Genomic DNA, 25,573 nt, shown 5'->3' on the forward strand with positions numbered 1-25,573 from the left:
TGTTTCTGGTGGAGGTGATGAAAATGGCAATCAATTTACATGGGCGAAGCATTCTGGCGCTGGAGGATTTCACGTCTGCGGAGATGCGTTTTTTGTTGGACATGGCAAAGGAGTTGAAATCCGCCAAGCGCGGTGGATTTGAGCGCCAGCGGCTGTCGGGAAAAAATATCGTCCTGATTTTTGAGAAGGATTCCACCCGCACGCGCAGCGGGTTTGAAGTGGCGGCCTACGACCAGGGTGCGCATGTTACCTACATGGGGCCAAGCGGCAGCCATATCGGCCAATCTGAAACCGTGAAGGACACCGCGCGGGTTTTGGGCCGGATGTATGATGCCATCGAGTTTCGCGGATTTGCGCAGGCCGATGTTGAGAGCCTCGCGCGTCACGCCGGTGTTCCAGTCTACAACGGGTTGACCGATGAGTCGCATCCGACACAGGTTCTGGCTGATTTCATGACAATGCGCGAGTTTACGCACAAGCATCTCTCCGATATCAGTTTTGCCTTCATGGGCGATGGGCGCAATAACATGGCCCGTTCGCTGGCGGTTGGCGCTGCGAAAATGGGCATGCAATTTACCATTGGCGCACCAAGGGTACTGTGGCCCGGCGCGGGGTTTCAGGAACATGTTTCTAAGATCGCCAAAACAACAGGCGCCAGCATAAAGTATGATGATAACGCCGTTGCCGCCGTGGCAGGAGCGGATTTCGTCTATACCGATGTCTGGCTCTCGATGGGAGAAGATCCGGCGCAATGGGGTGAGCGTATCAAGCTCCTGCTCCCCTACCAGGTGAATGCCGCGCTGATGCGCGCGGCAGGCAATCCATTTGTGAAGTTCATGCATTGCCTTCCATCCTTCCATAATGCCGATACAAAAATGGGCAAGGATATTGAAATCCGTTACGGTGTACCCGCGATGGAAGTCAGCGACGAGGTATTTGAATCGGCGGCCTCCATTGTTTTTGACCAGGCGGAAAACCGGATGCACTCAATTAAAGCGATACTGATCGCAACCTTGGGGTAGAAAAATGAGAATTGTCGTGGCGCTTGGCGGTAATGCTTTGCTCCCCAGGGGTGAAGTTTTATCTATGGAAAATCAGCAGAAAGCCATTTTGAGTGCCGCGCGCGCTTTGGCTGATGCGGTTTATGCGGGGCATCATCTGGTGATAACCCATGGCAATGGTCCGCAGGTGGGGTTGCTGGCGTTGCAGTCCCAGGCAGGCCCCGCGGGAGGCGCCATGCCGCTGGATGTTTTGGGCGCGCAAAGCGAGGGGTGGATCGGCTATGTGCTGGAGCTGGCGTTAAGCAACGCTTTTCCGGAAGGGGCCGCGGTGGTGACTGTGCTGACGCAGACCTTGGTGGATGGGAATGATCCGGCGTTTGCCAGGCCGGTGAAGCCGATCGGCCCGGTCTATGAGGAGGAGGCCGCGCAGCGCCTGCAAGCCCTGCAAAAATGGCCAATGGTGAAGGACGGTAAAGGCTGGCGGCGGGTTGTGGCCTCTCCCAAACCGCTCGGGATCGTGGAAATTCTTTCCATCAAGAGGCTGATCAACAGTGGCGTGACGGTGATTTGCGCTGGCGGCGGGGGCATTCCGGTCCGCGCCGGGGCTGATGGTAAACTTGTGGGGGTGGAGGCTGTGGTCGACAAGGATTTGACCGGCGCGTTGCTGGCGCGCCAGGCCGAAGCGGATTTTTTCGTGATGCTGACCGATGTGCCCGGGGTTTATCTGGATTACGGCGGCAAGGAGCAACGGATTATCGCCAGCGGCGGCCCGAAGGCCATGCTGGCGCATGCCGCGGCGTTTCAGGCCGGATCGATGGGGCCGAAGGTTGAGGCGGCGTGTGCGTTTGTGCAGGAGACGGGTCAACCGGCCGCGATCGGCGCGCTGGCGGATTTGACGGAAATTATCGCCGGGCGGCGCGGCACGCAGATCTCGCCCCAGGGCGGCAAGATCAGCTTCCATTATCCAGACGCCGTGGAACCGCGCTCCACCAACGCGGCGGGAGGTTTTGCGAAGCTATATTTTTGATCGAAATCAATGCACTTGCGCCGTGATGACGCGATTTTGCCTCCCTTAAGTGGAGGATCAGACGTGACGCGGAAAATAACATTGGCGGATACGGCAGCCGAGATCATGACCCGCGATGTGATTACCGCCAGCCCGGCTGACACGGCTGCGGGAATTGCGGCAAAGTTGAGTGAGCATGGCATAAGCGCCGTGCCGGTGGTGGATGCCGAGGGCAGGCTGGCGGGGATTGTGAGCGAGGGGGATCTGATGCGCTCCTTTGGCCTGCGAAACGCTATGCACCGTGCCTGGTGGCTGGATATTCTGGCCGAAGGGGAGGAGCTTGCGCCGGAATTTCTGGACTACATAAGGGTGGATAACCGCCGGGTGAAAGACCTGATGACCCGTGATGTTATCACCGTGGCGGAGACCACCGGCATCGATGATATCGCTGATCTGCTGACGCGGCGCGGGATTAAGCGCGTGCCGGTGCTGCGTGGCGGGCGGGTGGTCGGCATTGTAAGCCGGGCGGATATTGTTCGCGTGCTGGCTGGCGGGGGATGATCGGGCGCGGGCTGTTTGCTAAACAGGCTCGGCGGCATAGAGTTGCGGCGGTAAGGTTTACATACCGGAAGCCGGGAGGGCCGTGATGGCAAAAAAGCGTGAATCATTGTGGACTTCCGGGCTTATATGGCTTGTGTTGTTTGTGCCGCTGCTGATCCTGTCGATATTTAACCAGGAAAATCTGCCAAAGGTACAAACCATTCCCTACAGCCAGTTTGAAACGCTGTTGCAGGCGGGGCAGGTGGATAATCTTGTGGTGGGAACCAACGAGATCACCGGCACGTTGAAAAATGTTGCAGCCGGGCAACCCGCGCAATTCACGACTGACCGCGTGGACCCAGCGCTGGCGCAGGATCTGGCGAAAGCCAAGGTGACCTTTGCCGGGGAGCCGGCGCCAGGGTGGTTTGCCTCGCTCCTGGGGTGGGTGGCGCCGATGCTGTTGTTCGGGGTGCTTTGGTTCGTGCTGCTGGGCAGCCGCATGGGCGGGGCGGGCGGGGGGATGCTCGCTGTCGGCAAAAGCCGGGCGCGGGTTTATGCGGAAAGCGCCGTGCCGGTGCGCTTCAAGGATGTTGCCGGGGTGGACGAGGCCAAGGCGGAGTTGAAGGAGGTTGTGGATTTTCTGAAAGACCCTGGAGCCTACGGGCGGCTGGGGGCGCATGTGCCCAAAGGTGTGTTGCTGGTGGGGCCGCCGGGGACGGGCAAGACATTGCTGGCGCGGGCCGTGGCGGGGGAGGCGGGGGTGGCGTTTTTTTCCATCTCCGGCTCTGAATTCGTGGAATTGTTCGTGGGCGTGGGGGCGGCGCGGGTGCGCGATTTATTCGTGCAGGCGCGCCAGCAGGCACCTGCGATTATTTTTATTGATGAGCTGGATTCATTGGGGCGCGCGCGCAACGGCATGTTGCCCGGTGGCAGCAATGACGAGAAGGAGCAAACGCTTAACCAGCTCTTGGCGGAGATGGACGGATTCGACCCTTCGAGCGGCGTGGTGCTGCTGGCGGCGACCAACCGGCCGGAAATTCTGGACCCGGCGCTGCTGCGCGCGGGCCGGTTTGACCGGCAGGTGCTGGTGGACCGGCCAGACCGTAAGGGGCGGGTGGATATCCTGAAGCTGCATATCCAGAAGGTGAAGCTGGAGGCTGATGTTTCCATTGAGGAGATCGCCGCGATGACGCCGGGGTTCACCGGTGCTGATTTGGCGAATCTGGTGAATGAGGCAGCACTTTTGGCGACGCGGCGCAATGCCGCGGCGGTGACGCTGGAGGATTTCAACCAGGCGGTGGAACGGATCATCGCGGGGCTGGAGAAGCATAACCGGCTGCTGGCGCCAAAGGAGCGCGCGGTGGTGGCGCATCATGAAATGGGCCACGCGCTGGTTGCGATGGCGTTGCCCGATGTCGACAAGGTGCAGAAAATTTCGATTATTCCGCATGGCATCGCGGCACTTGGCTACACCATGCAGCGCCCGGTGGAGGACAGGTTTCTGATGGGGCGCCTGGAACTGATCAACCGCATGACCGTGCTGATGGGCGGGCGGGCGGCGGAGACGCTGCTGTTTCCCGATGTTTCAACCGGGGCGGCGGATGATTTGATGCGCGCGACGGAGATTGCGCGCTCCATGGTGGTGCGCTTTGGCATGGATGAGAAGCTGGGGCAGGTGACGTTTGAGCCTGAGCAGTCGCGCCTGCTGGGCGGCGGCGGGGTGGATTGGCGGCCGCGCCAGTATAGCGAGACGACGGCGGCGGCGATTGATGCGGCGATCCGTGGGTTGGTGGAGACGGCGTTTGCGCGGGCCAAGGTGATATTGCAGGAAAACATGGCGTTGTTGCGTGAATCGGCGGCCGGGCTGCTGGAGGCGGAGAGTTTTTCCGGTGGGAAGCTCGATGAACTGGCCAGGCGGGTGAAGCCGTGGCGCGAAGAGAATGGCTGAGGCGCAGGCTGAGGTTATCGCGTTTCTGAGCGATGGGGCCGGTTATGGTGCGCCGGGGGGTCCGGTTGAACGGATCGAGACTCATATATCGATTGTGTTTCTGGTAGGTGAGCGCGCCTACAAGCTCAAGCGGGCGGTGAGGTTTTCGTATGTGGATTACTCCACATTGGCGTTGCGGGAGACATATTGCAGGCGTGAGCTGGAGCTGAATCGGCGGAGTGCGCCGGAACTTTATTTGCGGGTCAGGGCGATTACGCATGTGCCTGGTGGCGGGCTGGAATTTGACGGCACCGGACAGGCAGTGGATTTTGTTTTGGAAATGCGCAGGTTTGCACAAGAGAGTTTGCTGGACCGGCTGGCGGACTGCGGCGGGCTGACGCCCGGGTTGATGCGCGATGTGACCGATACGATTGCCGCGTTTCATGAGGCGGCGGCGGCGGTGCCGGGGTTTGGCGGCGCGGCGGTGATGCGGGCGGTGATTGCCGGGAACGCGGAAAATCTGTCGCGGGCGGCGCCGTTGTTGGACGGGGCCGCTGCGCGCGAGGTGAGCGAGGCGGCGCTGGTTGTGTTGGAGACCATGGCGCCGCTGCTGGAGGCGCGCAAGGCGGCGGGGAAGGTGAGGCGCTGCCATGGGGATTTGCACCTGCGCAATATCTGCCTGCTGGAGGGCAAACCACTTTTGTTTGATTGCATTGAATTCAACGAGGCGTTTTCCTGCATCGATGTGTTGTATGATCTGGCGTTTTTGTTGATGGATTTGTTGCACCGGGGATTTTCCGCGCAGGCCAATGCGGTGTGCAACCGGTATCTGGATCGCACCGGGGACTGGGGAGGGGTGGCGCTGTTGCCGCTGTTTATTTCCATGCGGGCGGCGGTAAGGGCGCATGTTTTGGTGGCGCAATATTGCAACATTTTGGCGGCGCAGACACTGGCGGCGGCGCGGGCGTATCTGGCGTTGGCGGGGCGGGCGCTGGTGGGGCGGACGCCGTTTTTGGTGGCGATCGGCGGGTTGAGCGGGACAGGGAAATCAACCGTTGCGGCGGCGTTGGCGGGGCGCTTTGGGCCGGTGCCGGGGGCGCGGGTGATCCGCAGCGATGTGGTGCGCAAGATGCTGTCCGGCGTGGCGCCGGAGGTTAAGTTGCCTGCAACGGCCTATGATGTTGAGACCAGTGCGCGGGTTTACGCGGCGATGTGGGCGCAGGCGCGGGCGGTGTTGGCGGCGGGGTGTCCGGTGATTTTGGATGCGGCGTTTTTGGCGGCGGGGATGCGGGCCGAGGCGCGGGCGCTGGCGGCGCGGGCTGGCGTGGGGTTTTGCGGGGTGTGGCTTCAGGCGCCGGTGGCGGTGTTGGAGGCGCGGTTGGCGGAGCGGCGGGGGGATGCGTCGGATGCGGATGTTTTGGTGATGCGCGGGCAGGCGGTGGAAGGGGTGGTGGATTGGCTGGTGGTGGATGCGGCGGCAGGGGTTGAGGCGCAGGTGGAGCGGATTTTGGATGCGCCGCTTTGGGGTGCTTCACGTGAAGCAGTTGTGAGGAAGATGTTATAACATACTGTTGGTAAATTAAAAGATTTTGCTTGCACCCCAATTTGTGCGGGTTTGGTACGAAAAAACAATGAAAATGTGGTTTGCGGGGGGCGCTTTAGTCGAGCCAGGTGAGGCGGCGGTAGTCAAAATGGCTGGGGGTTTCGGGCTTGATGATTTCAAAGAAGGGGGAGACGTCGAAATCGCGCGGGACGAAGAGTTCGGAGCCGTGGATGTGGAAAATTTCCATGGCGCGGCGGCGGGTGGCGGGGTGGGCCAGGGTTTCCTCGGTGATTTCGGGCAGGATGGGGTAGCCGATGCTCTTGAAGGCCTGGGCGATGAGGGTGGAGCAGATGGCGCGCGTGGGGTCGGCGGAGAGGAAGCCGATGGCGCGCCGCCGGAGACGCTGCGGCACGGGGATGGGGAAGAGGTAGCGCGCGAGGTCGATGATGTAGCGCAGGTCGTATTTTGTGCCGAGCCTGCTGGTGGCGTAGTCGATGACGGTCTGGCGGTCGGCGGGGCTGAGGCCGATGGGGCGGCAGATGCGCACATGGTAGGGCAGCAGGTCTTCCAGGTTGAAGCGGCGCACGCCGGCGATGATGTCAGCCTCGATGCAGTCTGGCCCGGTGCCCGCGCCGGGGATGGCATCGCCGGCATAGAGCGCGGAATGCGACCAGGTGGACTGGGTGAGGTATTTGATCATGGAACTGATGCGCAGGCGGCCTTCGACGAGAATGACGTCGGCGGGTTGCAGCAGGGCGCGGAATTGTTGGAGGTCGAGCGGAAAAACGGGCGGGGCGTCCACCGGGACGGTGAGGAATTTGGCGATGGCGTGGCCGATGGCCTGTTGGATGCGGCGCATGGGGTTAGACTCGCAGGTGGCGCGCGGCGGCGGCGACGCAGAGTTCGAAGATATCCAGTGAGTCGAAGGGGCGGGAGATGTTGTCAGGCGGGAGGGTGACGGGCAGGCCGCCGCCGTATTCGACGGCGCCGGGGACCATGAGATTGTCGGGCAGGTTGAAGGTCTCGATGGCCAGGTTGGGGAGCGGGTCGGCCATGGCGGCGGTTTGCGCGGCGCTGCGCGCGGCGAAGGGGGCGGCGGTGTTGGAATAGCCGAACACCGGGCGGGCGCGCCCGAGAAACCAGCCGACTTCTACCAGGGTGCCGGCATCGGCGGAGGCGCCGCGGAAGGGGGTGAGGTTGGCGATGATGAGGTCGCTCGCCTGCATCATGGCGATGTCGTCAAGGTAGATCTGGCGCCAGAGGGTTTCGGGGGGCTGGGTGTAGTCAATGTTCGGGTTGAAGGGGGCGAGGCCGGTGAGGCCGTGGCGGGCGCAGATGGCGATTTTGGCCGCCGCGTTGGCTGAGGCGCGGGGCAGAAATACGTCCGGTCCGGCGAGGTAGGCGGTGAGCGGCATGGGTGGGGGTCAGGCCGGTTTGAGCTGATGCGCGGCCAGCGCGGCCATTAGCCCGGCGAAGGCTTCATCGACGGTTTTGCCGCTGGTGTTATAGGCGAAGTCGGCCTTGGCGTAGAAGGCGGCGCGGCTTTCCAGGGTGACGCGAAGGTCGTCGATGGCTTTGCGGCTGTCGGCCATCTGGCGCTGCTCGCCCTGGGCGATGACGCGGTTCATGTGGTCCTCGGGGTCGGCCTGGAGCCAGATGGTGAGGCAGTTGGTGAGCAGCAGGTCAAACGTTGAGGGGTCGCCGACGAGGCCGCCGGCGGTGGCGATGACGCAGTTGGGGTGGGTTTGCAGGGCCTCCTCCAGCGCCTGGCGCTGGTAGCGGCGGTAGGCGTTGGAGCCGTAGAGGGCCTGGATTTCAACGGGGCTGCAGCCGGCGAGGCGGGTGATCTCGGCCCGCAGCTCGACGAAGGGCCAGCCGAGCTGGGCGGCGGCCATGCGCCCCAGGGTCGATTTGCCGGCGCCGCGCAGGCCGACGAGGGCGATGTGGTTGCGCCGCTGGCCGGGGGTGGCGGCGCCGAAGAGTTCGGCCAGGGCCTTATGGGCGCGCTGCAGCTCCTCCGGCCCGCGGCCATGCAGGAGCTTGCGGATCATCAGGCCTTCGGGGGTGCTGGTGGTCTCATCGCCCAGCAGCTCGGCCAGGGAGGAGCCAAGCGCCATCGCCACCTGCTGGAGCACCAGCACGGAGACATTGCCGATGCCCGATTCGAGGTTGGCGAGATGGCGCTCGGACACGCCGGCCTCCTCGGCCAGCATGCGCCGGGACATGCCGCCGCGCGCGCGCAGCAGTTTGACGCGCTGGCCGAGGCCGGCCAGGAGGGGGTCTTTGTCGGGGCCGCTGGGGTCCATTGCTTTAAAGAGGGATTGCGGGCTCATACGCCTGTGTATCATCGCCTTTCAGCCGCCAAAAGGGTTTTTACGAAATATATTGCAGGGGCGGGGGCTCCCTTGTCTGCGCGCGGTTGAGGTGCCATTTCTGCGGGTATGACAAATCCAAATGATCCGGTCGGCTGGCATGGCACGACGATTTTATGTGTGCGGCGCGATGGCGCGGTGGCGATGGCCGGGGATGGCCAGGTGAGCCTGGGCAACACGGTGGTTAAAGGCAACGCGCGAAAGGTGCGGCGCATCGGCAATGGGGCGGTGATTGCCGGGTTCGCCGGGGCGACGGCGGATGCCTTCACGCTGCTGGAGCGGCTGGAGGCGAAGCTGGAGCGCTTCCCCAACCAGCTGGAGCGGGCCTGCGTGGAGCTCGCCAAGGATTGGCGGATGGACCGTTATTTGCGGCGGCTGGAGGCGATGTTGATTGTCGCCGACAAGGAACGCGGCTTTACCATTACTGGGAACGGCGATGTGCTGGAGCCGTCGGACGGGATTATCGCGATTGGCTCGGGCGGGAATTATGCGCTCTCGGCGGCGCGGGCGCTGATGACGGTGCCGGACCTGGCGGCCGAGGAGATTGCCCGGCGCGCGATGAAGATTGCCGCGGATATTTGTATCTACACCAATGAAAACCTGATTGTTGAAACACTGTAATGGACACACCCGTTTATTCGCCGCGCGAAATCGTGAGCGAGCTTGACCGTTTTATCATTGGCCAGAACGACGCCAAGCGCGCGGTGGCGATTGCGCTGCGCAACCGCTGGCGGCGGCTGCAGCTGCCCGAGGATATGCGCGATGAGGTGGTGCCGAAGAATATTCTGATGATCGGGCCGACGGGGTGCGGCAAGACCGAGATCGCGCGGCGGCTGGCGAAGCTGGCGCAGGCGCCGTTTATCAAGGTGGAGGCGACGAAGTTCACCGAGGTTGGCTATGTGGGGCGCGATGTGGAGAGCATTGTGCGCGACCTGGTGGAGGCGAGCATCACCATGCTGCGCGAGCAGAACCGCAAGGGCGTGGAAGCCAAGGCGGAGCTGGCGGCGGAGGAGCGGTTGATTACCGCGCTGGTGGGCGAGGGGGCTTCGGCCGACACGCGGGTAAAATTCCGCCGGATGCTGCGCGCGGGCGAGCTTGAGGACAAGGAGATCGAGATTTCGCTCAGCGAGGGCGGGGGCGCGCAGATCGGCATGATGGATATGCCGCAGAACGGCGCGATCAACCTTGGGGATATGATGAAGGGAATGTTCGGGCGCCAGGCCAGCAAGCGCAAGATGCTGGTGCCCGATGCGCGCCGGGCGTTGGAGCGCGAGGAGGCTGACCGGCTGCTGGATACCGAGGCGCTGACCAAGGATGCGTTGCGCCATGCGGAGAGCAACGGCATCGTGTTTCTCGACGAGATCGACAAGATATGCGCCAAGACCGAGGGCGGGTTTAGGGGCGGGGATGTCTCGCGCGAGGGCGTGCAGCGCGATTTGTTGCCGTTGATCGAGGGGACCACGGTTTCGACCAAATATGGGCCGATCAAGACCGATTATATTCTCTTCATTGCCTCGGGGGCTTTTCATGTCGCCAAGCCGGCTGATTTGTTGCCGGAGTTGCAGGGGCGGTTGCCGATACGGGTGGAGCTATCATCGCTCTCGCGCGAGGATTTCAAGCGGATTCTCACCGAGCCGGAGCATTCGCTGCTGAAGCAGTATACCGCGTTGCTGAACACCGAGGGCGTGAATTTGACGTTTGCCGATGACGCGGTGGATGCGCTGGCCTCGCTGGCGTTTGATATTAACGACCGGGTGGAGAATATCGGCGCGCGGCGGCTGGCTACGGTGATTGAGAAATTGCTGGAGGAGATCAGCTTCTCGGCGACTGACCGCGCGGGGGAGAGCGTGGTGGTGGATGCGGCCTATGTGAACGAGAAGGTCGCGCCGCTGGCCGCCAAGGGCGATTTGAGCCGGTTTATTCTGTGAGCGTTTGATGAGGCATCGTATCGCCGGCGCGCTGACTGCTGTTGTGGCCCTGGGCGCGCTGGGGCTCGCGTATTTCGCGCAATATGTGTTGCTGCTGACGCCGTGCGAGCTGTGTTTGTGGGAGCGCTGGCCGTATCGGGTTGTCGCGGTGCTGGGGCTGGTGGCGGTGTTGTTGCGCCGGAGCAGCGCGCGGGTGGTGCTGGGGCTGGCCGGGCTGGTGATGTTGGGCGATGTGTTGATCGCCGGGCTGCATGTGGGGGTGGAGTTTGGCTGGTGGGCCTCGCCGCTGCCCGAATGCAACGGGATGCTGACACCCGGCGCGGCGTTGCCGATGGTGCCCGCCACACCTTGTGACAAGCCGGTGTATCTGATCGCGCATTTGCCTGTCTCGATGGCGATGATGGATTTTTGCGGGGCGCTGCTGTTCGCCACGGCGCTGCTGGTTTATGTGCTGAAAAAGCCGAGGAAATTTAAATGAGCGCGCAGGTGAAACGGTTTATCCGGGTGGACCATGCGGGGGAATATGGCGCGGCGCGGATTTATGCCGGGCAGATGGCGGTGCTGGGGCGCGGGGCGCAGGGGCCGGTGATAGGGCAGATGCAGGCGCAGGAGCAGGAGCATCTGGAGCGTTTCGCCGGGATGATCGCCGCGCGCCGGGTAAGGCCGACGGCGCTGCTGCCGTTTTGGCATATCGCGGGATTTGCGCTGGGGGCGGCCACGGCGGCGCTGGGGGAAAAGGCGGCGATGGCCTGCACCGTGGCGGTGGAAGAAGTGATAGACGCGCATTATGCGGCGCAGGAGGCGGCGCTGGGCGAGGGGGAGGCGGCGTTGCGCGAGACCATTGCCACGTTCCGCGCCGAGGAGCTGGAGCATCGCGATATCGGCCTGGCGAACGGGGCGGAGCAGGCGCCGGGATACCGGCTGCTGACGGCGCTCATTAAAACCGGCTGCCGCGCGGCGATAAAGCTTAGCGAACGGATTTAGGGGGCGATCGTTTGAGGTTCGCTCGCCTGAGCGAGCCGAAAGCGTGAATCGCCCTCAGCAAAAATGGCCAAATGGAATTTCGGCCTGAACCCGGCGGCCATGCCGCGGCGTGAGGGGCGGCCAATGATCAGATGTTATTGATTCCAGACGGGGTCTTTGAGCTTGGCGACGAACGCGGCGTGTGTGGCGCGTGTATCATCGTCCACGGCGATCAGCCGGGGGGTGCGGGTGCCTGAGCGTTCGTATTGCGCGAAGGAGAGGGCTTGCTCTGTCTCCAGGGTGAGGCCGCGCTGGCGGCCGCCGGTGAGTTCGACATAAACGTCGGCCAGCAATTTGCAGTCCAGCAGCGCATTATGGGTGGTGCGGGCTGAGAGGTCGACGTTGAACCGGCGGCAAAGCGCATCCAGGCTGTTGGGCATGCCGGGGAAGCGGGCCTTGGCCATCACCAGCGTGTCGACCATGCGGGCGCGCTCCAGCTTGGCGCGGCCGATGCGGGTGAGTTCGAAGTCTATGAAGGCGAAGTCGAAGGGGGCGTTGTGCGCGACGAGGGGGGAGTCGCCGAAGAATTTCAGCATCGCCTCGGCCACGTCGGCGAATTTTGGTTTGCCTTCGACATGCGCGTTGGTGATGCCGTGGACGCGGGTGCTCTCGGTGGGGATGTCGCGCTCAGGGTCAAGCAGGGCGTGGAACTGTTCGCCGGTGGGCAGGTCGTTGATGAGTTCGATGGCGGCGATTTCGATCACGCGGTCGCCGGTTAAAGGCTCGAAGCCGGTGGTTTCAGTGTCGAACAAGACGCTCCGGCTCATTTGCGTAAATCCTCGATGATGTGGCGCACGGCGCGCTGGGCGTGGAATTTGGAGAGGCCGGTGGGGATGACGTGGCCGGCGCGGCGGCGCTTTTCAGCATCGGGCATCTGCCGGGCGATGATGGCTTCAATCTGTGCCAGCGGGAGGCCGCGCTTGAGCACGCGGGCGATCTGCACATCGCGCGGGCAGGAGACGGTGATGGTGCGGTGAACGCGGCGGTAGCCGCCAGCCTCGAAGAGCAGCGGAATATCCAGCAGCACGGCGCGGCGATGGGCGCGAAAGGCCGCGGTGCGGAATTTTTCCTCCTCGCGGTAGACCATCGGGTGCATGATGGCTTCCAGCCGGCGCATGGCGGCGTTGTCGCGCAGCACGAGGGCGCGGAGTTTGCTGCGGTCAAGGACGCCGTTGTTCACCGTGCCGGGAAAAGCGCGGGCCAATGCGGGGATGGCGCGGCCGCCGGGGGCTTGCAACTGGTGTACGGCGGCATCGGCGTTGAAGCAGGGAATGCCGTGGGCGGCGAACATTTTTGCCACCGTGGACTTGCCCATGCCGATGCCGCCGGTGAGGCCGAGAACGATCATCCGCCGGAGACGATGCGGTAGAGCTCGTCATCGACCTCGGGGGTGACGCCGAACCAGGCTTTGAACCCTGGAACGGCCTGGTGCAGGAGCATGCCGAGACCCTCCACGGCTGCAAGGCCAAGCGCGCGGGCGGTTTTAAGGAGTTCGGTCTCCAGTGGGGCGTAGACGATGTCAGCCACCGCGAGCGCCGCTGTGGCGGCTTCGAGCGAGATATCCAGCGGCTCGTGGTGGACCATGCCGAGCGAGGTGGTGTTCACCAGCAGGGCGTAGTCGCCCAGGGCGGCGCTGCGATATTCCCAGGGCAGGACATTCCCCGGCGGCAGGGCGGCGGCCAGGGCGATCGCGTTGCGCTCCGTGCGGTTGCAGAAGGTGACGGGGGTGCCTTCGTCCTGCAAGGCGGCGGCGACGGCGCGGGCGGCGCCGCCCGCGCCCAGGATGAGGGCGGGGCCGGCGGCGGGGTTGACGCCATGGGCGCGCAGGTTGGCGATGAAACCGTAGCCATCGGTGTTGAAACCCTCGATGCCGGTCTCGGTGAAGACCAGGGTGTTGACCGCGCCGATTCGCGCGGCGCCGGGGTCGATACGGTCACACAGCGCCATGACGGAGATTTTGTGCGGGATGGTGACGTTGAGCCCGGCGAAACCGGTCTTGGCCAGGGCGGGGACGAGCTGCGCCAGATCCGCCGGGCCGACGGGCAGGGGTAGATAGGCGCCGTCAATATCATGGCGGTTTAGCCAGGTGCCGTGGAGCCTGGGGGAGCGGGAGTGGGACACTGGCCAGCCGATGACGCCGGCGAGACGGGCGGAGCCTGAGAGGAGTCGCATGGCGCGACACCACCACGGCGCCATGCGCTTGCCAAGAGCAGCAGCAGCACGAGCGGTGCGCCGTGGGCATATTGCGGCGCCCAGGGCAGCAGGCCGGGGCCGAACCAGGCGAGGAAGAGGAGAACGGGCTCAAAAGGGGCGAAGCCGGTGGCCATGCGTGTTTCCACGATCAGCGCCACGGCCAGGGCGGCGGCCAGCAGGTCGTAGTCATGCAGATAGGGGCTGGCGAGCGCGGAGAGGATGAGCAGCGCCGGGATGGAGCGGGTTTGCGTGGCGGCGGCGATGGCGGCCAGGGTAACGGCGGCCTGGATGAGCAGGGCCGGGTGCAGGCCGAGCGGGCGGGCCAGGGCGAATACGCTGATCAGCCCGCCGGAGAATTCGTGCGGCTGGCCGGTGAGCAGCACGTTGCTCATGGCCGGGCTGGTGAAGTGGATGAAGCCGTTCCAGGCGGCGGGGCCGAAGGCGTAGAGCGAGGCGGCGGCGAGCAGCGTGGCGGCCAGGGCGGCGTAGGCGAAGGCGGCGGGCGCGCGGCGCAGCAAATAGAGCGGCAAAACGAGGCCAAGCTGGGGTTTGACGGTGGCCAGGCCGATGAGGATGCCGCCCAGGCGCGGGCGGGTCTGCGTGAGCAACAGGCCGCCGCCGATGAGTGCCGTGAGCAGGGCGGCGTTTTGGTGTTCCAGCACACTTTCCAGACTGGCCGGGGCGAGCAGGACGGCGGCGGTGAACCACCAGGATTTTTTCGCGAGGCGCAGCGCCAGGGCAAGGAGAATGAGCGAGGACGCATCAAAGGCGAACACGGCGTGCCAGGGGGAGAGCCAGTCAAACGCGGCGGCGAGCAGCAGATAGTTGGGGGGGTAGCTCCAAAGGTGATAGGGCAGATGGCCGTAGATGCCTTCGAGAAAACTCTGATAGGCGGTGTGGTCAAAAAGGATGGGGAGCTGGTGGTTGAGGGCGAGGAAGCCGCCGGCCCAGAAATCCAGACCATCGCGCAGGGCCTTGCCGGCGAGGCCGTGGCGCTGGCCCCAGAGGATGGCAAATGCCTCAAAACAGGAGGGGAGCGCGCAAAGCGCAACCACCAGGCCGAGTTTGAGGCGGGGCGATGTTTGACTATTCTGGTTCATTTGCGCAGTATTCCGTGCTTTCCCGTCTAGAAAGCACAATCATGATCGCCGCGCTAATGCCGAACTATAACCGTGCCAACATTGCCTTTTCCTATGGCGAGGGGGCTTGGTTGTTTGATGAGCGTGGCCGCAAATTTCTCGATTTTGGGGCGGGAATCGCCACTTCCTCGCTGGGGCACGGGCATCCGCATCTGGTGAACGCGATCGCTGAACAGGCCGCGAAGGTGATCCATGTCTCCAACCTGTACCTGGTGCCGGGGGCGGAATTGCTGGCGAACCGGCTGGTGGCGGCGAGTTTCGCCGATTCGGTATTTTTCTGTAACTCCGGCGCCGAGGCCAATGAGGGGCTGGTGAAGGCCATGCGCAAAACCTGCGCCGATGCCGGGCAGCCGGAACGCTACCGGGTGATCTGTTTTGAGGGCGCGTTCCACGGACGCACGCTGGCGATGATCGCGGCGACCGGGAATGCGAAATATCTGGCCGGATTCGGGCCGCTGGTGGACGGGTTTGACCATGTTCCCTTCGGCGACATCGCGGCGGTGCGCGCCGCCATCGGCCCGCAAACTGCGGGGGTGTTGATCGAGCCGGTGCAGGGCGAGGGCGGGGTGCGGCCGGCTTCGGTGGAATTTTTGCGGGCGTTGCGGGCGCTGTGCGATGAGCATGGCATTTTGCTCGGGCTGGACGAGGTGCAGTGCGGCATGGGGCGGACGGGGAGGCTCTTCGCGCATGAATGGGCGGGGATTGAGCCGGATGTGATGTCGGCGGCCAAGGGGATCGGCGGCGGGTTCCCGATGGGGGCGGTGCTGGCCAAGGAGCATGTCGCCAGGGCGCTGGTGCCCGGCAGCCACGGTACGACATTCGGCGGCAGCCCGCTGGCGGCGGCGGCGGGCAATGCGGTGCTGGATGTTGTTTTGGCGCCGGGGTTTCTGGAGGGGGTGGAGGCAACCGGGCGGTATTTGGGCGGGGAGCTGAGCGGATTGTGCGCGCGCTTCCCCGGCGTGTTTGAGGATGTGCGCGGGGTGGGGCTGCTGCGCGGGCTGAAATGCGTGGTGGCGAACACGGATGTGCAGGCGGCGGCGATGGAGGAGGGCTTGCTCACCGTGGCGGCTGGCGAGAATGTGTTGCGGCTGATCCCGCCGTTGATTGTGGGAACGGCGGAATGCGATGCGGCGGTGGCGCTGCTGGAGCGGACGGCGCTGCGGTGTTCGGCTGGGGTGGAGGTTGGCGTGAAATGAGTGCGCTTTTGGAGTTAAGGGCGAACGGCCCGCGGCATTTTTTGGATTTGAAGGATTTTTCCGGGGCGGAGCTGCGTGCCCTGCTGGACTCGGCGGCGCGGCTCAAGAGCACACGGCGCAACGGCAAGAAGCCGCTGGCGGGCAAGACGCTGGCGCTGATTTTTGAGAAACCCTCGACGCGGACGCGGGTTTCCTTCGAGGTGGCGATGCGCGAGCTGGGCGGGGATGTTATTGTGCTGTCCTCGCGCGATATGCAGATCGGCCGGGGCGAGACGATTGCCGATACCGCGCATGTGCTCTCGCGTTATGTGGACGGGGTGATGCTGCGCACCGACCGCGCGGCCAAGCTGCATGAGTTTGCCCGGCATGCCAGCGTGCCCATTATCAACGGGCTGACCGAGCTTTCGCACCCGTGCCAGATCATGGCGGATATCATGACCTTCGAGGAGCATCGCGGGCCGATTGCCGGGCAGGTGGTGGCCTGGGTGGGCGATGGGAATAATGTCGCGGTTTCGATGATCGAGGCGGCGGCGCGTTTTGGCTTCACGCTGCGGCTGGCCTGCCCGGCGGGGTATTGGCCCAACCCGGACGTGATGGACTGGGCGCGCGACGAGAAGGCGGATGTGCGCGTGAGCATCGACCCGGAGGACGCGGTGGAGGGGGCTGCCTGCGTGGTGACGGATACCTGGCTGAGCATGGCCGATTCCGAGGACGAGGCGGCGGCCCGCGCGGCGGCGTTCGCGCCGTATCAGGTGACGGCGGAGCTGATGGAGCAGGCGGCGGAGGGGGCGATTTTCATGCATTGCCTGCCCGCTCACCGCAACGAGGAAGTGTCGGCGGCGGTGATCGACGGGCCATGGTCGGTGGTGTTTGACGAGGCGGAGAACCGGCTGCATGCGCAGAAGGCGATTTTGGCGTGGTGCATGGGCTAGCCGGCCGGGGATTTATGGTCGGCCACCTTGCGGGCTGGGCGGGAGCGCCTAATTCAAGGGAACACCATGAAAGGTGATTGCCATGAAACTGCTCAAGGTTGAGGATTTGAACACCCTGCCCGGGAAATGGGCGCTGGCGAAGGATGGAAAATCGATCCATCAATCGTTCAAGTTCAACTCGTTCGCGGAGGCGTGGTCGTTCATGTCGCATGTGGCGCTGCTGGCGGAGAAGATGGATCATCATCCCGACTGGTCGAATTCGTATAACAAGGTGGCGATCACGCTGACCACGCATGACGCGGGCGGGGTGACGCGCAAGGACCTGGCGCTGGCGCAGGCGATTACGGATTTTGTCTGGGTGCCTGGGTAGGCGCTCTGGGGCGGGATGGGCCGGGAGGTTACGGTTTCCGCCGCGGCATGGCCGGGTGGAGAAAAAATCTCTTGTGCCCGGGTTGTGGTTTGAATACATGAGACGCGTTGTTCAAAGGGGTTTTTTCGGTGCTTCGGGCCGGGGAAATCCGCTGCAAAGGAGCTATTTATATGAGTAAAGTGATCGGTATCGACCTCGGTACCACCAATTCCTGCGTTGCGGTCATGGAAGGCAAAGATGTCCGCGTTATCGAAAATTCGGAAGGTGCGCGTACCACCCCCTCGATGGTGGCGTTCTCTGATTCGGGCGAGCGGCTGGTTGGCCAGTCGGCCAAGCGCCAGGCGGTCACCAACCCGTCCAACACGCTTTATGCGGTCAAGCGCCTGATCGGCCGCCGCTACGAAGACCCCACCGTGACCAAGGATAAGGGGCTGGTGCCGTATGGCATCGTGAAGGGCGACAATGGCGATGCCTGGGTTGAGGCCAAGGGCGAGAAATATTCCCCCTCGCAGGTCAGCTCTTATATTCTGACCAAGATGAAGGAGACCGCCGAGGCGTATCTCGGCGAGACCGTGACGCAGGCGGTGATCACCGTTCCCGCGTATTTCAACGACGCGCAGCGCCAGGCGACCAAGGATGCCGGCAAGATCGCGGGGCTGGAAGTGTTACGGATCATCAACGAGCCGACGGCCGCGGCCCTTGCCTATGGCATGGACAAGCGCAACGCCGGGACCATCGCGGTGTATGACCTTGGCGGCGGCACGTTTGACGTCTCAGTGCTCGAACTCGGCGATGGCGTGTTCGAGGTGAAGTCGACCAATGGTGATACCTTCCTGGGCGGCGAGGATTTCGACCAGCGCGTGATTGATTATCTGGCCGAGGAGTTCAAGAAGGACCAGGGGATCGACCTGCGTAAGGACAAGCTGGCGCTGCAGCGGCTGAAGGAAGCCGCCGAGAAGGCGAAGATCGAGCTGTCGTCCTCGAAGGAGACCGAGATCAACCTGCCGTTCATCACCGCTGACGCCTCCGGGCCGAAGCATCTGGTGCTGAAGCTGACCCGCGCCAAGCTGGAATCGCTGGTGGAAGACCTGATCGAGCGCACGCTCGGGCCGTGCCGTGCCGCGCTGAAGGATGCCGGCGTGACTGCGGGCGAGATCAACGAGGTGATCCTGGTCGGCGGTATGACCCGCATGCCCAAGGTCATCGAGCTGGTGAAGAACTTCTTCGGCAAGGAGCCGGCGCGCAACGTGAATCCCGACGAGGTCGTGGCGATTGGTGCCGCGATTCAGGGCGCGGTGCTGCGCGGCGATGTGAAGGACGTGCTGCTGCTGGACGTGACCCCGCTGTCGCTGGGCATCGAGACGCTGGGCGGCGTGTTCACCCGGCTGATCGACCGCAATACGACCATTCCGACGAAGAAGAGCCAGACCTTCTCGACCGCCGATGACGGGCAGACGGCTGTGACCATTAAAGTGTTCCAGGGTGAGCGCGAGATGGCCGCGGATAATAAGCTGCTGGGCAATTTCGACCTCACGGGGATTCCCTCGGCGCCGCGCGGGGTGCCGCAGATTGAGGTGACGTTCGATATTGACGCGAACGGCATTGTCTCGGTGCAGGCGAAGGATAAGGCGACCGGCAAGGAGACGCAGATCCGTATTCAGGCCTCCGGTGGTTTGTCGGATGCCGATATCGAGCGGATGGTGCGCGATGCGGAGGAAAACGCGGCGGCCGATAAGCTGCGGCGCGAGGCGGTGGAAACCCGCAACCAGACGGAAGCCATGATCAACCAGGTTGAGAAGACGCTGAAGGAAGCTGGCGACAAGGTTTCAGCCCAGGACAAGGGCGAGGCCGAGGCGGCGGTGGCGGCGGCGAAGTCGGCCATGGAAGGCAGCGATGTGGAGGCGCTGAAGGCGGCGGGCGAACGGCTCACGCAGTCGGCGATGAAGCTTGGCGAGGCGATGTACAAGGCGACAGCCGAGGCGGATGCCGCGCAGGCGGCGCCGGGTGCGCAGGCCGGGCCGGATGGCGAGAAGATTGTTGATGCGGATTTCGAGGAAGTTGACGACAAGAAGAAATCCTAATCGCGCACGTAACGAAAGTTGAATTGATCCCGGGGCGGCGCTCCGGGATTTTTTCAGTTATAGAGTTGAGACAAGGAAACCATCGCCGTTATGGCCAAACAGGATTATTACGCCACTCTGGGTGTGGAGCGCGGCGCCAGCGCCGAAGAGATGAAAAAAGCCTATCGCCGTCTGGCGATGCAGTATCATCCGGACCGCAACCCCGGTGATGCGAAGGCGGAGGCGAAGTTCAAGGAGCTGAACGAAGCCTATGATGTGTTGAAGGACGACCAGAAGCGGGGCGCCTATGACCGTTATGGCCATGCGGCGTTTGAGAATGGCGGCAACGGCGCGGGCGCCGGGGGCTTTGGCTTCGAGGGCGGGCTCGGCGATATTTTTGAGCAGATGTTCGGCGGCGGGCGCCGTGGCGGCGGGGCGCAGCAGCAGACCGGGGCGGATATCAAGACCCAGGTCGAGATTGATATGGTGGAAGCCTTTACGGGCGTGAAGACCAATGTGCGCGTGCCGACACGCATGACCTGCGATGCCTGTAGCGGCAGCGGTTCGGCGGATAAGAATGCCAGCGCGGAGACCTGCGGCACCTGTGGCGGCGCCGGACGGGTGCGCGCGCAGCAGGGATTTTTTGTGGTTGAGCGGACCTGCCCGAGCTGTGGCGGCTCCGGGCGGATGGTGCGCAACCCGTGCCGGGTATGCTCGGGGGTGGGTACTGTGCCGCGGGAGAAGACGCTCTCCGTGCAGATTCCGGCCGGGGTGGAGGATGGCACGCGCATCCGGCTTTCCGGCGAGGGCGAAGCTGGCGGGCGCGGTGCGGCGCCGGGCGATTTATATGTGCATATCTCGGTGCGCCCGCATGCGATTTTCCAGCGCGATGGCGCGAATATTTTTTGCCGTGTGCCGCTGCGCATGACGCAGGCGGCGCTGGGCGGCGAGATCGAGGTGCCGGCGATCGACGGTACGGCGGCGAAGGTGAAAATTCCGGCGGGTACGCAGACGGGCGACCAGTTCCGGCTGCGCGGCAAGGGGTTCTCGGTGCTGCGCAGCGCGCAACGGGGGGATATGTATATCCAGGTTGCGGTGGAGACGCCGCAGAAGCTGACACGCCGCCAGCGCGAGTTGCTGGAGGAGTTTGAGCATGAGTCCAAGAGCTATGGCGCCGGTAGCCCGGAGCATGAAGGATTTTTTGCCAAGGTGAAGGATTTTTTCGAGGGGCGGGGGTAGGCTGATCGTTTGAGGTTGCCCGCGCGAGCGGGGCGGCCGAGTGCGTGAAGCAGCCGCTTATCGATGATTCCTTCCGCTTTTTTGCCGCAATCGGGGGATAGGTATCATTGCGATACGGATTGTAAAACGCCGGGAAGTTGCGTTGCGAGGCGCGGCCCTGGTGCTTACATAGGCGCTATGAAAATCGCACGGGATTTTGTGCAGGAGCTGAAAATGTCGCCCACGAGGAAAATAGCCAATTTTGGACTGGCGCTGCTGCCGGTTATCGCGCTGGGCGCCTGCACCGTGGCGCCGCCCACCGGGCCTTCGGTGGTCGCGATGCCGGGGGAGGGGAAATCCTTCCCGCAATTCCAGCAGGATGATTATAACTGCCGTGGCTATGCGCAGTCGCGCATGGGCAACCCCGGGCAGGATGCCGCCAATGCACAGAACAACTCGACGGCGACAGCCGTGGCGGGGACGCTGATCGGCGCCGCGGCCGGTGCGGCGCTGGGCTCGCTGAGCGGTAACGTCGGGGCGGGTGCCGCGATCGGCGCCGGGGCCGGGCTGCTGGGCGGCTCGTCGGTTGCGGGAAATAATACTCAGGCTGCTGCGGATTCTCTCCAACGCCGCTATGACATCGCGTATGCCCAATGCATGGTCGGAAATGGTGAGACGATTCAAGGTGACCCTGCGCCCTCTCCTTATGGCTACGCCGCACCGCCCCCGCCTCCGGGCTATTACCCGGGACCAGGCCCTTACTGAGCCAAACTACCCCATTAACCTGATTGAACTGGCGGCCGGCGAGCCTCTCGCCGCGCCCCTGCCCAAGCAACGCTGGCGCCCATGGTATTGGGCGGCGGCGGTGGCTTTGCATGTTCTGGTGATTGCGTTTTTCCTGTTGTTCGCATGGCGGCATCAGCCCCAGGAAGATAACCAAAGCCCGCCGGGAATCTCGGTGGTGTTCGACAATGGCGGCGCGCAGCAGACCACCGCGCCGCAAGCCCCGGTGCATGGGCCGATCAGCCAGGCGCAGGCGCCGCCGCCAGCGGCCCCGCCGCCCCCGCCGCAGACACAACAGCCACAGGCTGAGGTGAACCTGAACATGCCCGATATGCCGCAGGCCACCGTGCAGAGCGCGCCGCAGAGCCAGCCGCGCCCGCAGCCCAGGCCCACGCCGCGGCCAGCGCCACCGGCGCCGCGCAAATATGTGGTGATGAACAATATGTCCTACGGCACCCCGTCGCCGCCGATGCCGCATGCGCCGCAGGCGTTGAATTTGAGCCTGCCGATGTCTGACGCGCAGGCGGTGAACGCGCCGGAGCTTACGATTAAGGGCAATGTCGGCGCGGATTGGAATGCCGCGCTGAGCAAATGGGTGAACGACCACAAATACTACCCCGAGGCGGCGGCCGAGCAGGGCCAGCAGGGCAGCGTGCAGGTGGAGTTCACCGTGGACCGGAAAGGCAATGTCACGGGGCTGCATATGCTGAGCAGCTCCGGCTCGCCGTTTTTGGACCAGGCGTGGATGGGCATGTTCGCTGATAACCAGTTGCCGCCCTTTCCGCCGGGAACGAAGGACAGCCACATAACCGTGGATGCCACCATGCATTACGAGATTGTTCCGTAAACAGCTTATCGCTTGCGTCGACTCGGTTTTCACGATTCAAGCGAGGGATGATTGATGAGCATGCGCTGGGCGTAAGAGAAAGCCTGACCGGGCGGCGCTGGGTTTGGCGCGCCGGAGTTGCCGAGCGGGTGGGGCAGGGGCTGGCGCAAACGCTGGGGCTGCCTGAGCTGATGGGCCGCATGCTGGCGGCGCGCGGGGTGAGCGTGGGGGAGGCGCCCGATTATCTCGACCCGACATTGCGCGCGATGCTGCCTGACCCTTCGAGCATTGTGGATATGGACATCGCCGCGGCGCGGATGGCCGATGCTGTGGTGCATGGCGAATGCGTGGGCGTGTTCGGCGATTACGACGTGGACGGGGCTTGCAGCGCCGCCATGATGGTGACGCTGCTGCGCCAACTGGGGTGCGAGGTGGTGTATCATGTGCCGGACCGCATTTTGGAAGGCTACGGGCCTAACAGCAACGCGCTGCGCGGGATGGCCGAACGCGGCGCGCGATTGTTGATCTGCGTGGATTGCGGCACCGGCGCGCATGCCGCTTTTGCGCCGCTGCATAACATGGCCGATGTGCTGGTGTTTGACCACCATAAGGCGGAGGGACCACAGGCGCCGATCCGCGCCACGGTGAACCCGAACCGGCTGGATTGCAGCTCGGGCCTAACGACGCTGTGCGCGACCGCGGTGGCGTTTATTGGGTGCATCGCGCTGGTGCGTGAATTGCGCCGGCGCGGGTTTTTCAACGGGCGGGCCGAGCCGGACCTGCGCGAAATGCTGGACCTCGTGGCGCTGGCGACGGTGTGCGATGTGATGCCGCTGACCGGGCTGAACCGCGCGTTTGTGACGCAGGGGCTGCGCGTGATGGCCAGACGCGAGAGGCCGGGAATAGCGGCCTTGCTGGATGTGGCCAAGCTGACCGAGGCGCCGACGCCGATGAATTGCGGCTTTGCGCTGGGGCCGCGGATTAATGCCTCGGGCCGGATCGCGGAACCTGACATGGGGTTGCGGCTGCTGCTGACCCAGGACCCAGATGCCGCCGCGGCGATTGCCCAGACGTTGGATGAGGTTAACCGCCAGCGCCAGGCCGTGGAAGCAGCAATTATCGGCGAGGCGATGGCGCAGGCGCAGGCGCAGGTGGAGGCCGGATACCCGGTGATTTTGCTGGCGCAGGAAGGCTGGCACCCCGGCGTTGTGGGGATTGTGGCTGGCCGCGTGAAAGAGAAATTCAACCGCCCGGCGCTGGTGGCGGGAATAACCGATGGGCTGGCAAAGGGCTCGGGGCGCTCGGTGCCGGGGATAGACCTTGGGGCCGCAGTGATAGAAGCGCGCCAGAATGGGCTGCTGACCACCGGCGGCGGCCATGCGATGGCGGCGGGCTTCTCGGCCCCTCAAGGCGCGTTGGAGGCATTACACGGGTTTTTGAACGAGCGGCTGGCGAGCGCGGCCGGCATGCCAGGCGCCGAGGCGCTGACGCTGGAAGGCGTATTGGCGGTGGGGGCTGCGGATGCCAAGCTGGCGCAGATGGTGGCGCGGCTGGGGCCGTTTGGCACCGGCAATAACGAGCCGTTGTTCGTGCTGCCACGTGCGCGGGTGGTGAAGGCCGACCGGATTGGCAAGGATGGCGGCACGATCCGCGCCATGGTGGAAGGCGAGGGCGGAGGGCGGTTGAAAGTGCTTCTGTTCCGCGCCAAGGAAGGCCCGCTGGCCGAGGCTTTATCGCGCGCCGGGGCGGCGCCTTTGCATTTGGCTGGGTATTTGCGCGCGGAAACCTGGCAAGGACGTGTCTCCGCAGGATTTTTCGTCACCGACGCCGCCCCCGCTTGACCCGGCAGGGCGGGCGGGCTAGGTGCAGCGTGCCTCGTCCCGTTCGTCTAGAGGCCTAGGACGCTGCCCTCTCACGGCGGTAACAGGGGTTCGAATCCCCTACGGGACGCCAAGGCTCACAACCAATTGAAATAACACGTTTTATTTTGCGTCGTCCCGTGCTTGTGCCACAGATGGGAAGCCAAATGGCGTGTTGTTCGTTCGTCGAGAGAAGACGGAATCGGTATTATTTCCGTGCCAGAATACCTGGTGATCTCTGCCTTGCGGTGGGTCGGACACATGTTGTGGCCTCACTTGGCACAACCGATTTGCGCGTCGCGAAAATAAACTCTGCAAGATTGTTTTTCTTACTTGCAAGTTTTTTTGAGACAATTCGTCTTAGAATGACGCACCCGCTCAACATTGATGGAGGAGATCAAAGGCAAGCAGAGATGCTGGCGTTGGGGGCGTTTGAGCTTGGTCGTCAGTTTCAGGTGTCTGTGGATCAGTTGAAGCAAGAATTCGATCTCAAGCTTAAGGAATTAGTCCGGGCGGTTCGCACGCCACCAAGTGCTGATGATAAGATATGGGAGATCCCGACCTTACCATTGAGTCCTTGGCCTGCGGGGCAACCGCAACATGCCGCACCGATGCCCTTTACAGATAAACAGGGATTTGGGCGGACAATCATCTTGGATCAGACGGCTGAGAAGCCCACAGGCATAGGGTCGATGACCCCGCCTTCGCCCGCGTGGCATACGCTACGTGACGGATTTCTAAGAGATAAACCGGCGCTCGGTAAAAAGGCGATTTGGAGTTACGATCAAGCGTTCGCATATTGGACCGCCCTTATTGGCGACAAGCCTATCGGCGACATTCGACGACCGGACGTCAAACTGTTCGCTGATTTCCTTCGCGACCGGCAGAACCCCCGAGGAGGGGCGTTAAACCAAAAGACCATCGTCCGAAGCCTTGGAAACGTTAAGACCTTCATGGGTTGGGCCGTCTCCGCGGGCATGGTCGTCGATGACAGGTTTGAGACCGTGCAGGCGCGCGATATGACCGCTGAGGAACGCATGGCCGAGGATCCACGCCGGGCATTCACTGCGGCCGAGATGTCGAAGCTGTTCGAAAGCAGCTTGTTTACAAATCCCGGCGATCAAAGCGAAAAGGCGGCCGGATGGTTTCTGGCGATCGCAGCTCTAACTGGGGCAAGGACTGAGGAAATTGCTCAGGTGCCGGCTGAATTGGTATGGATCGACAACGTGTGTTGTCTTGATTTTCGAAAGGTGGGCAAAAAAACTAGAGCGGCACCACGTTTGGTCCCGCTGCTTGGCGATTTGCTCAATATGGGCTTGGTCGAGTGGGCCGGTAGACAGGCAGCACTAGGTTATACGCTGGTCCAACCCGAGACAAAGCCAAGGACGTCGGCGGCGTGGTCAAAATTCTTAAACCGATATATAAATGATTCGGTTGCTGATGATCCGACGCTCGTTTTGTATTCACTACGACACAGCTTCAGACAAATGCTTCGAGCGGGAAACATCGGTGATGAGCTGGCTGATAAAATATTTGCACATTCCTCGGGAAAAGTTGGAGCTAGTTATGGCCGGAACCTTAGTCCTGATGAGGTAATCCCCCCTGCCATTAAGGGGATTGATAAGTAGAATTTTCTCGGCATTTTACGCGAGGAGAT

The 25,573-nt window shown here is 63.3% G+C and carries 25 protein-coding genes and 1 tRNA gene; 19 read left to right on the forward strand and 7 right to left on the reverse strand.

Annotated features, from left to right (window positions below; genetic code table 11):
* Positions 1 to 23 precede the first annotated feature (23 nt).
* From argF (QQJ84_RS07405) to QQJ84_RS07425, 5 genes are all read left to right on the forward strand, one after another.
* Positions 24 to 1,022 carry an ornithine carbamoyltransferase gene (gene argF / locus QQJ84_RS07405; protein WP_284257489.1) on the forward strand — a complete coding sequence of 333 codons (999 nt, stop codon included), beginning with the start codon at positions 24 to 26 and terminating at the stop codon, positions 1,020 to 1,022.
* Between the two features lie 4 nt (positions 1,023 to 1,026).
* Positions 1,027 to 2,028, forward strand: coding sequence for a carbamate kinase (gene arcC / locus QQJ84_RS07410; RefSeq protein ID WP_284257490.1), 1,002 nt, complete (start codon positions 1,027 to 1,029; stop codon positions 2,026 to 2,028).
* Between the two features lie 63 nt (positions 2,029 to 2,091).
* Positions 2,092 to 2,568 (forward strand): CBS domain-containing protein, encoded by a 477-nt coding sequence (locus tag QQJ84_RS07415; RefSeq protein ID WP_284257491.1) that lies wholly within the window; start codon positions 2,092 to 2,094, stop codon positions 2,566 to 2,568.
* Between the two features lie 85 nt (positions 2,569 to 2,653).
* Positions 2,654 to 4,495 (forward strand): ATP-dependent zinc metalloprotease FtsH, encoded by a 1,842-nt coding sequence (ftsH, locus tag QQJ84_RS07420; protein WP_284257492.1) that lies wholly within the window; start codon positions 2,654 to 2,656, stop codon positions 4,493 to 4,495.
* Positions 4,488 to 6,038, forward strand: coding sequence for a bifunctional aminoglycoside phosphotransferase/ATP-binding protein (locus tag QQJ84_RS07425; RefSeq protein WP_284257493.1), 1,551 nt, complete (start codon positions 4,488 to 4,490; stop codon positions 6,036 to 6,038). The genes ftsH and QQJ84_RS07425 overlap by 8 nt, the downstream gene beginning before the upstream one ends.
* Positions 6,039 to 6,132: 94 nt before the next feature.
* Here the strand turns inward: QQJ84_RS07425 and QQJ84_RS07430 are convergent, their stop codons facing one another.
* Genes QQJ84_RS07430 through QQJ84_RS07440 form a run of 3 tightly spaced genes read right to left on the reverse strand, consistent with a single transcriptional unit; the run spans position 6,133 to position 8,350 of the window.
* The gene (locus tag QQJ84_RS07430; protein ID WP_284257494.1) at positions 6,133 to 6,876 is read right to left on the reverse strand and encodes a YiiX/YebB-like N1pC/P60 family cysteine hydrolase; all 744 of its coding nucleotides are present in this window, start codon (positions 6,874 to 6,876) and stop codon (positions 6,133 to 6,135) included.
* A 4-nt stretch (positions 6,877 to 6,880) separates the two neighbouring features.
* Positions 6,881 to 7,432 carry a nucleoside 2-deoxyribosyltransferase gene (locus tag QQJ84_RS07435; RefSeq protein ID WP_284257495.1) on the reverse strand — a complete coding sequence of 184 codons (552 nt, stop codon included), beginning with the start codon at positions 7,430 to 7,432 and terminating at the stop codon, positions 6,881 to 6,883.
* Positions 7,433 to 7,441: 9 nt separating this feature from the next.
* Positions 7,442 to 8,350: a helix-turn-helix transcriptional regulator gene (locus QQJ84_RS07440; RefSeq protein WP_284257496.1), complete on the reverse strand. Its 909-nt coding sequence runs from the start codon at positions 8,348 to 8,350 to the stop codon at positions 7,442 to 7,444.
* A 108-nt stretch (positions 8,351 to 8,458) separates the two neighbouring features.
* Here QQJ84_RS07440 and hslV point away from each other — a divergent pair, with 108 nt between their 5' ends.
* From hslV to QQJ84_RS07460, 4 genes are read left to right on the forward strand one after another with little or no spacing between them, the layout of a single operon-like run.
* The gene (hslV, locus tag QQJ84_RS07445; RefSeq protein WP_284257497.1) at positions 8,459 to 9,010 is read left to right on the forward strand and encodes an ATP-dependent protease subunit HslV; all 552 of its coding nucleotides are present in this window, start codon (positions 8,459 to 8,461) and stop codon (positions 9,008 to 9,010) included.
* Positions 9,010 to 10,317 (forward strand): ATP-dependent protease ATPase subunit HslU, encoded by a 1,308-nt coding sequence (gene hslU, locus QQJ84_RS07450; RefSeq protein WP_284257498.1) that lies wholly within the window; start codon positions 9,010 to 9,012, stop codon positions 10,315 to 10,317. Before hslV ends, hslU begins: the two co-directional genes overlap by 1 nt.
* 7 nt (positions 10,318 to 10,324) lie before the next feature.
* Complete coding sequence (locus QQJ84_RS07455) at positions 10,325 to 10,795, forward strand: disulfide bond formation protein B (RefSeq protein WP_284257499.1); 471 nt, start codon at positions 10,325 to 10,327, stop codon at positions 10,793 to 10,795.
* Positions 10,792 to 11,301, forward strand: a complete 510-nt coding sequence (locus QQJ84_RS07460) for a demethoxyubiquinone hydroxylase family protein (RefSeq protein WP_284257500.1) — start codon at positions 10,792 to 10,794, stop codon at positions 11,299 to 11,301. Before QQJ84_RS07455 ends, QQJ84_RS07460 begins: the two co-directional genes overlap by 4 nt.
* A gap of 134 nt (positions 11,302 to 11,435) precedes the next feature.
* On the opposite strand, the gene dnaQ is transcribed toward QQJ84_RS07460, so the two are convergent.
* The 4 genes from dnaQ to QQJ84_RS07480 are packed head-to-tail and all read right to left on the reverse strand — an operon-like array spanning position 11,436 to position 14,633.
* On the reverse strand, positions 11,436 to 12,107 hold the full coding sequence (gene dnaQ, locus QQJ84_RS07465; protein ID WP_284257501.1) for a DNA polymerase III subunit epsilon: 672 nt from the start codon (positions 12,105 to 12,107) through the stop codon (positions 11,436 to 11,438).
* Positions 12,104 to 12,688, reverse strand: coding sequence for a dephospho-CoA kinase (gene coaE / locus QQJ84_RS07470; protein ID WP_284257502.1), 585 nt, complete (start codon positions 12,686 to 12,688; stop codon positions 12,104 to 12,106). The genes dnaQ and coaE overlap by 4 nt, the downstream gene beginning before the upstream one ends.
* Positions 12,685 to 13,536 carry a shikimate dehydrogenase gene (locus tag QQJ84_RS07475; protein ID WP_456304811.1) on the reverse strand — a complete coding sequence of 284 codons (852 nt, stop codon included), beginning with the start codon at positions 13,534 to 13,536 and terminating at the stop codon, positions 12,685 to 12,687. The genes coaE and QQJ84_RS07475 overlap by 4 nt, the downstream gene beginning before the upstream one ends.
* Positions 13,419 to 14,633, reverse strand: a complete 1,215-nt coding sequence (locus tag QQJ84_RS07480; protein ID WP_284257504.1) for a glycosyltransferase 87 family protein — start codon at positions 14,631 to 14,633, stop codon at positions 13,419 to 13,421. The genes QQJ84_RS07475 and QQJ84_RS07480 overlap by 118 nt, the downstream gene beginning before the upstream one ends.
* A 41-nt stretch (positions 14,634 to 14,674) precedes the next feature.
* Between QQJ84_RS07480 and QQJ84_RS07485 the strand changes: the two genes are divergently transcribed.
* The 10 genes from QQJ84_RS07485 to QQJ84_RS07530 all read left to right on the forward strand — a co-directional run bounded on the left by QQJ84_RS07485 (position 14,675) and on the right by QQJ84_RS07530 (position 25,544).
* Complete coding sequence (locus QQJ84_RS07485) at positions 14,675 to 15,868, forward strand: aspartate aminotransferase family protein (RefSeq protein WP_284257505.1); 1,194 nt, start codon at positions 14,675 to 14,677, stop codon at positions 15,866 to 15,868.
* On the forward strand, positions 15,865 to 16,800 hold the full coding sequence (gene argF, locus QQJ84_RS07490; protein WP_284257506.1) for an ornithine carbamoyltransferase: 936 nt from the start codon (positions 15,865 to 15,867) through the stop codon (positions 16,798 to 16,800). Before QQJ84_RS07485 ends, argF (QQJ84_RS07490) begins: the two co-directional genes overlap by 4 nt.
* Before the next feature lie 82 nt (positions 16,801 to 16,882).
* Positions 16,883 to 17,170, forward strand: a complete 288-nt coding sequence (locus QQJ84_RS07495) for a 4a-hydroxytetrahydrobiopterin dehydratase (protein ID WP_284257507.1) — start codon at positions 16,883 to 16,885, stop codon at positions 17,168 to 17,170.
* A gap of 170 nt (positions 17,171 to 17,340) precedes the next feature.
* Positions 17,341 to 19,251, forward strand: a complete 1,911-nt coding sequence (gene dnaK, locus QQJ84_RS07500) for a molecular chaperone DnaK (protein WP_284257508.1) — start codon at positions 17,341 to 17,343, stop codon at positions 19,249 to 19,251.
* A 90-nt stretch (positions 19,252 to 19,341) separates the two neighbouring features.
* Positions 19,342 to 20,469 (forward strand): molecular chaperone DnaJ, encoded by a 1,128-nt coding sequence (gene dnaJ, locus QQJ84_RS07505; protein ID WP_284257509.1) that lies wholly within the window; start codon positions 19,342 to 19,344, stop codon positions 20,467 to 20,469.
* A 177-nt stretch (positions 20,470 to 20,646) separates the two neighbouring features.
* Entirely contained in the window at positions 20,647 to 21,213 is a 567-nt protein-coding gene (locus QQJ84_RS07510; protein WP_284257510.1) for a glycine zipper family protein, read from the forward strand.
* A 100-nt stretch (positions 21,214 to 21,313) separates the two neighbouring features.
* Positions 21,314 to 22,078: an energy transducer TonB gene (locus QQJ84_RS07515; protein ID WP_284257511.1), complete on the forward strand. Its 765-nt coding sequence runs from the start codon at positions 21,314 to 21,316 to the stop codon at positions 22,076 to 22,078.
* A gap of 47 nt (positions 22,079 to 22,125) precedes the next feature.
* Positions 22,126 to 23,898 (forward strand): single-stranded-DNA-specific exonuclease RecJ, encoded by a 1,773-nt coding sequence (gene recJ / locus QQJ84_RS07520; RefSeq protein WP_284257512.1) that lies wholly within the window; start codon positions 22,126 to 22,128, stop codon positions 23,896 to 23,898.
* A 36-nt stretch (positions 23,899 to 23,934) separates the two neighbouring features.
* Positions 23,935 to 24,010, forward strand: a tRNA-Glu gene (locus tag QQJ84_RS07525).
* Between the two features lie 73 nt (positions 24,011 to 24,083).
* Positions 24,084 to 25,544 carry a DUF6538 domain-containing protein gene (locus QQJ84_RS07530; RefSeq protein ID WP_348522671.1) on the forward strand — a complete coding sequence of 487 codons (1,461 nt, stop codon included), beginning with the start codon at positions 24,084 to 24,086 and terminating at the stop codon, positions 25,542 to 25,544.
* Positions 25,545 to 25,573: the final 29 nt, after the last annotated feature.

It is taken from the genome of Acidocella aquatica, assembly GCF_030160635.1.
Taxonomy (GTDB): domain Bacteria; phylum Pseudomonadota; class Alphaproteobacteria; order Acetobacterales; family Acetobacteraceae; genus Acidocella; species Acidocella aquatica.

Coding starts and splice junctions, on each gene's coding strand:
- argF (WP_284257489.1), top strand. CDS start 24: ATGGCAATCAATTTACATGGGCGAAGCATTCTGGCGCTGGAGGATTTC.
- arcC (WP_284257490.1), top strand. CDS start 1,027: ATGAGAATTGTCGTGGCGCTTGGCGGTAATGCTTTGCTCCCCAGGGGT.
- ftsH (WP_284257492.1), top strand. CDS start 2,654: ATGGCAAAAAAGCGTGAATCATTGTGGACTTCCGGGCTTATATGGCTT.
- QQJ84_RS07425 (WP_284257493.1), top strand. CDS start 4,488: ATGGCTGAGGCGCAGGCTGAGGTTATCGCGTTTCTGAGCGATGGGGCC.
- QQJ84_RS07430 (WP_284257494.1), bottom strand. CDS start 6,876: ATGCGCCGCATCCAACAGGCCATCGGCCACGCCATCGCCAAATTCCTC.
- QQJ84_RS07435 (WP_284257495.1), bottom strand. CDS start 7,432: ATGCCGCTCACCGCCTACCTCGCCGGACCGGACGTATTTCTGCCCCGC.
- QQJ84_RS07440 (WP_284257496.1), bottom strand. CDS start 8,350: ATGAGCCCGCAATCCCTCTTTAAAGCAATGGACCCCAGCGGCCCCGAC.
- hslV (WP_284257497.1), top strand. CDS start 8,459: ATGACAAATCCAAATGATCCGGTCGGCTGGCATGGCACGACGATTTTA.
- hslU (WP_284257498.1), top strand. CDS start 9,010: ATGGACACACCCGTTTATTCGCCGCGCGAAATCGTGAGCGAGCTTGAC.
- QQJ84_RS07455 (WP_284257499.1), top strand. CDS start 10,325: ATGAGGCATCGTATCGCCGGCGCGCTGACTGCTGTTGTGGCCCTGGGC.
- QQJ84_RS07460 (WP_284257500.1), top strand. CDS start 10,792: ATGAGCGCGCAGGTGAAACGGTTTATCCGGGTGGACCATGCGGGGGAA.
- dnaQ (WP_284257501.1), bottom strand. CDS start 12,107: ATGAGCCGGAGCGTCTTGTTCGACACTGAAACCACCGGCTTCGAGCCT.
- coaE (WP_284257502.1), bottom strand. CDS start 12,688: ATGATCGTTCTCGGCCTCACCGGCGGCATCGGCATGGGCAAGTCCACG.
- QQJ84_RS07475 (WP_456304811.1), bottom strand. CDS start 13,536: ATGGCGCCGTGGTGGTGTCGCGCCATGCGACTCCTCTCAGGCTCCGCC.
- QQJ84_RS07480 (WP_284257504.1), bottom strand. CDS start 14,633: ATGAACCAGAATAGTCAAACATCGCCCCGCCTCAAACTCGGCCTGGTG.
- QQJ84_RS07485 (WP_284257505.1), top strand. CDS start 14,675: ATGATCGCCGCGCTAATGCCGAACTATAACCGTGCCAACATTGCCTTT.
- argF (WP_284257506.1), top strand. CDS start 15,865: ATGAGTGCGCTTTTGGAGTTAAGGGCGAACGGCCCGCGGCATTTTTTG.
- QQJ84_RS07495 (WP_284257507.1), top strand. CDS start 16,883: ATGAAACTGCTCAAGGTTGAGGATTTGAACACCCTGCCCGGGAAATGG.
- dnaK (WP_284257508.1), top strand. CDS start 17,341: ATGAGTAAAGTGATCGGTATCGACCTCGGTACCACCAATTCCTGCGTT.
- dnaJ (WP_284257509.1), top strand. CDS start 19,342: ATGGCCAAACAGGATTATTACGCCACTCTGGGTGTGGAGCGCGGCGCC.
- QQJ84_RS07510 (WP_284257510.1), top strand. CDS start 20,647: ATGAAAATCGCACGGGATTTTGTGCAGGAGCTGAAAATGTCGCCCACG.
- recJ (WP_284257512.1), top strand. CDS start 22,126: ATGATTGATGAGCATGCGCTGGGCGTAAGAGAAAGCCTGACCGGGCGG.
- QQJ84_RS07530 (WP_348522671.1), top strand. CDS start 24,084: ATGGCGTGTTGTTCGTTCGTCGAGAGAAGACGGAATCGGTATTATTTC.